Source organism: Vibrio sp. OPT46 (assembly GCF_015163535.1).
Taxonomy (GTDB): Bacteria; Pseudomonadota; Gammaproteobacteria; order Enterobacterales; family Vibrionaceae; genus Vibrio; species Vibrio alginolyticus.
In genome coordinates this window covers 38,019-42,253 of the sequence record NZ_JADDYG010000005.1, presented here as the reverse complement: position 1 = coordinate 42,253, position 4,235 = coordinate 38,019, and the positions used below count along the sequence as shown (strand labels likewise).

Sequence of the window (4,235 nt, the reverse complement as noted above, 5' to 3'; positions counted from 1 at the left end):
GAAATAGGCTACGTAGTGATCGACGTTGAAACTGAACGAGCAGAAGAAGCTCTAACAAAGCTCAAAAACATTGAAGGCACAATCCGTGCTCGTATCCTGCATTAAACTGTGAAATAGAAATGACAAAGGCAGGGGTTGTAACTCCCTGCCTTTTGCTTTTTACTGTTTGCTAAGCCTTACTTTAGCTTATAAATGACATCGACTTGATCGCGAATGATCATGGTTGAATCTTGGTAGCTATTCGCTCCTTCTTTACTATCCATCGCCATTGAACGCATTAACACAGGCTGAACGTGCATCTGTCTGTAATTGATCTGCCATACATCGCCCAACTTTTTCTCAAAACCAGTCGCTAATGACCCTGCTTTTTCTCTTGCGTCCTTAATCGCAGCCATTCGTGCCTTTTGCTGATACTCGGCTTGGTTGCTTACCTTAAGTTGAATATTATCAACCTGATTAATTCCCGCTTCTAACGCCATATCTAGGTATTGGTTAAGGTTTTTCAGATCCGTCACCGTGACATCAATACTGCGAGATGCTCGATACCCAACAAGTTCTGCTTTTCCTGATTTAGGGTAATGGTACTGAGGAGCAAGGTATAAATTCGAGCTAGTAATATTGTCTTTTGACAAGCCGGCATCCGATAAGCTTTTTAGAAACTCTTCAACGGTTTTATCTACGGACAATTTCGCTTGTTCGGCCGTCATTGTCGTATCGACTACTTTTACAGAAAACGTAGCCATATCAGGTGTGGCCGTCACTTCGCCATACCCCGTTGTCGTAACATGAGCAAACTCTGGCGTATTCGCCAAAACTGAAGCACTGGTAAGGCTGAGTGCTGAAGCCAGCAAAAATGAATACAATTTCATTCAATAAATCCATCCATACAAAATTAAGTACTTAATCTCAGATTCCAACATCACTATCATGGCTGAGAAAGCGTGTGGTTTCATAATAGAAACTTCCGCCGATTATCCAAGCACCCATAGTGACTTCTAACACAACTTTGACTATGTAACATTGGCGTAATTTTTAAACAAAACACACTTAAGTTAACGATATGCAGCTCTGACAAACTTATTGAGGTAGATGCTGCTGCGCATACCCCACTATCGCGTGTGAGATTTCTTGTAATACCCCAGTTTCTAACTGCCAGTGGTGCCAATAAATCCGATGGGACATTAAAAAACCTGGAGTCACATCAACCAACACACCTCTGTCTAATTCGTCGGTAATTTGCAAGCGGGGGATCAAGCAATAAGCAACACCAGCTAACGCCACTTTTAGAAACGCTTCAGAACTACTGATGTTGTGATGAATAACGCTGTCAGGATTGACGTTAAAATGCTCGGTAAGAAATGTTTTATGTAGATCATCATATTGGTCATATGAAACGGCCGGTGCTTTTGCCAATGTCTGATTATTTACGCCTTTAGAAAAATAACGCTGATAGAACTCTGGGCTCGCGACACAAACATAATCGATGCGACCTAAATAGTCTGCTCTGCATCCGGGGATTGGCTGGGACTCCAAGCTGATCGCTCCTGTCACTTCGCCACTTTTGAGTTTTTCAATAGAGCGGTATTCACCATAGATAGTCAGTTTTAGTTCAACTTGACGCTGCTTCATAACATTTTGCAGCGCTGGCAGTAGCCATGTTGCAAGGCTATCTGCATTAGTCGCTAAAGAGAGTTGCACAGGTCGCGTACTGGTATCATTTTTTAATTCGGGGAGAATTTCATGCTCTAGCAAGCGTACTCGCCGATAAAGACCCAACAATTTTTTACCAATTAGCGTTGGCTTAGGTGGCTGGCTTCGAATTAAAACAGGCTGCGCGAGAAACTTCTCTAACTGCTTGATACGTTGAGAAATGGCGGATTGAGAAACAAATAAATGCTCGGCAGCACGCTCAAAGCTACCCTGATAAACTATAGCGTCTAATGCCTCAATCCATTTGTAATCTAACCCTCGCATACCTTTCCTCTCACTCTTGATCAAACGCCTCCCGTTAAATTAGTCTATCTAATGTAAGATTAAAATCATTAATTATACTTATTTAGATAAACGCTTTATCTTTCCCTTTTCTGTAAATGTATTTGTTATTTTGAAGTGAGGTGAAGTGTGAGCTTGTGGGTTCTATTGCAAGGTTTTGGTTTAGGAGCATCAATGATCATTCCGATCGGCGCGCAAAATGCGTATGTTTTGAATCAAGGCATAAAGCGTAACCACCACCTAACAACCGCCACTATTTGTAGCGTGCTAGATATGATTTTCATCTCTCTAGGTATTTTTGGTGGTGGTGCAATTCTGTCTCAAAATGAAATCTTACTGACGTCGGTGACACTTGGTGGTATTGCTTTCTTGAGCTTCTATGGACTGCTCTCATTAAAAAGTGCTTTTAAGCCAGAGAGTGAATCGGAATCAAAAGGGGAGATCGTAGCTCGAGGTCGTCGAACGGTTATTCTAGGTGCGTTAGCCGTCACTGTGCTTAATCCGCACTTATATTTAGATACAGTCGTTATTCTAGGTTCGATCGGTGGACAATTTGAAGGCCATGATCGCATTGCTTTTGCACTAGGTACGATTATGGCTTCCTTTGTTTGGTTCTACACTTTATCGATAGGAGCCGCCAAACTAGGTCCAACACTCTCTAAACCAAAAGTGAAAAAAACCATCGACATTGCAATCGCAATGATGATGTTCACAATAGCGTATATCTTAGCGAGTGAGCTTATTGATAAGTATTGGTAATCATAAGGTAGTAAGGCAGCAGAGACATGGAGTCACTAAAACGTATTTATAACAACAATAGAGAGCGATTCAACGCGCTCTCTATTCCTTTTCGGGAATGGCAGCACGAAGCCACCTTAGACTTTGAGACAGATATACGCATTGCGAGAGAGCTTGGTTGGACGGGTACGCATACCAAAAGCCTCTTTTTAACACTCAAAGGACAAGGTTACGCAGTTTATCTGACAGATAAGGACTCGCGCCTCGATGCCAAGCAGATTAAAGCGATTACAGGTAAACGTCCCTCTATTTGTAATGACGATGAAATGGTCGAAGTGTTAGGTTGCGTACCCGGCGCGGTTTGCCCAATAGGCTTACCGGAATACATCACTATCATTGTTGATACCAATCTCTATCAACATCAAGAGTTGCTCTATACGCCTGGCTTACCTGAGTTCACATTTGGATTTGCAGGTAAACATCTAAAACGCCTCTTACTTGCTGGTCATCACACCCTTTACGAAGTATAAAAAAGCGAGGCCTATTGGCCTCGCTTTTGAATATCGACTGCTTTTGATTAAGCGTCGACTTTGTTCAGGTGAACATCCATTTGTGGGAATGGAATCTCGATACCATTTTCATCCAATGCTTCTTTAATACCTTGCATTGCATCAAAGTATACGCCCCAGTAATCTGCAGTTTTCACCCATGGACGAACCACAAAGTTAACTGAAGAGTCTGCTAACGTAAGTACACCAATTGTGATATCTGGGTCTTTCAAGATACGTGGATCTTTCTCTAGCGTCTCACGAATCACTTTCTTCGTTAGTTTAAGGTCTGCTTTGTATGAAACACCAATCACTAGGTCGACACGTCGTGTCGCATGGCGAGAGTAGTTAGTAATGGCACCGCCGATAACTGAAGAGTTAGGCACAACAACCATTTTGTTGTCTGGTGTTTTTAGAACTGTTTGGAAGATTTGAATTGCTTCAACACTACCCGCTACACCACCGATTTCTACGTAGTCGCCTGATTTGAATGGACGGAACGCAACAATAAGTACGCCTGCTGCAAAGTTTGATAGTGAACCTTGTAGTGCAAGACCAACAGCAAGACCTGCCGCACCAATCACAGCAACAACAGAAGCGGTTTGAACTCCTAATCGACCAAGAGCCGCGATTAGCACGATTACAAATAGCAAGTAACGAACAAGACCGTGAATAAATTCAACGACGGCCTTATCCATGTTTTTCTTTTCTAGTACTTTAGAAACACTACCAGCGACTGCCTTAACGATAAGATTACCGATAAACAGAATAAGCACCGCAGAGATAATGTTCACACCGTACTGAACCAGTAGATCTGAATTGTTTGTCAGCCAAGTTTCAGCCTGAGTTAGACCATCCGTTAAAGTGGTATCGATACCCACCGATTCACCTGCCATAATTCTTATCCTCAAAAATAAAGAGATATAAATCCAATTGCCGTTAATTTATGAACCTTGT

At 42.2% G+C, this 4,235-nt stretch carries 5 protein-coding genes; 2 read left to right on the top strand and 3 right to left on the bottom strand.

Annotated features, from left to right (window positions below; all coding sequences use genetic code 11):
- Positions 1 to 176 precede the first annotated feature (176 nt).
- Entirely contained in the window at positions 177 to 869 is a 693-nt protein-coding gene (locus IQR33_RS00330) for an oxidative stress defense protein (protein WP_005384550.1), read from the bottom strand.
- 208 nt (positions 870 to 1,077) lie between these two features.
- The gene (locus tag IQR33_RS00325) at positions 1,078 to 1,974 is read right to left on the bottom strand and encodes a LysR family transcriptional regulator ArgP (protein WP_025768836.1); all 897 of its coding nucleotides are present in this window, start codon (positions 1,972 to 1,974) and stop codon (positions 1,078 to 1,080) included.
- Between the two features lie 147 nt (positions 1,975 to 2,121).
- Between IQR33_RS00325 and IQR33_RS00320 the strand changes: the two genes are divergently transcribed.
- Both IQR33_RS00320 and IQR33_RS00315 read left to right on the top strand, forming a co-directional pair.
- The gene (locus IQR33_RS00320; protein WP_025998531.1) at positions 2,122 to 2,751 is read left to right on the top strand and encodes a LysE/ArgO family amino acid transporter; all 630 of its coding nucleotides are present in this window, start codon (positions 2,122 to 2,124) and stop codon (positions 2,749 to 2,751) included.
- A 26-nt stretch (positions 2,752 to 2,777) separates the two neighbouring features.
- A complete protein-coding gene (locus IQR33_RS00315; RefSeq protein ID WP_193838154.1) occupies positions 2,778 to 3,260 on the top strand; it encodes a YbaK/EbsC family protein in 483 nt (160 codons plus the stop codon).
- Positions 3,261 to 3,307: 47 nt separating this feature from the next.
- On the opposite strand, the gene mscS is transcribed toward IQR33_RS00315, so the two are convergent.
- On the bottom strand, positions 3,308 to 4,174 hold the full coding sequence (gene mscS, locus IQR33_RS00310) for a small-conductance mechanosensitive channel MscS (RefSeq protein WP_005384548.1): 867 nt from the start codon (positions 4,172 to 4,174) through the stop codon (positions 3,308 to 3,310).
- Positions 4,175 to 4,235 lie beyond the last annotated feature (61 nt).